The sequence below is a fragment of the Thermoanaerobacter sp. CM-CNRG TB177 genome (assembly GCF_018588165.1).
GTDB classification, from domain to species: domain Bacteria; phylum Bacillota; class Thermoanaerobacteria; order Thermoanaerobacterales; family Thermoanaerobacteraceae; genus Thermoanaerobacter; species Thermoanaerobacter thermocopriae.
Genome location: NZ_JAFCAC010000025.1, coordinates 1 through 350, shown reverse-complemented (window position 1 = coordinate 350; position 350 = coordinate 1). Strand labels below are relative to the sequence as shown.

Here is a 350-nt window from a genome sequence, read left to right as displayed (position 1 = left end):
TATCTAATAATAGACGAATATGACCATTTTGCCAATGACATAATAGCGATGGGGAACAATGAATTTTACAAGGAGATAGTAAGGGCATCAGGTTTTGTAAGGGACTTTTATGAGACATTGAAGATAGGAACAGAGACTGTAATAGACAGGATATTCATAACGGGTATATCCCCGATAATGCTGGATGACTTAACAAGTGGATTTAACATAGCATTAAATGTCACAATGGATTTAAGCTTAAATGAAATGTTGGGATTTACAGAAGAAGAAGTGGTGAAGATATTAGAAGAAGTAGAGATAGAGGAAAAAGAAAGAGAAAAATCACTAGAAGAATTAAAAGAATTATACGA

At 33.1% G+C, this 350-nt stretch carries 1 protein-coding gene; it reads left to right on the top strand.

Annotated elements, in window-relative coordinates; all coding sequences use genetic code 11:
• Positions 1-350: AAA family ATPase (locus tag I4N53_RS01555; RefSeq protein WP_214495432.1), on the top strand; the 350-nt coding region annotated here is incomplete at both ends.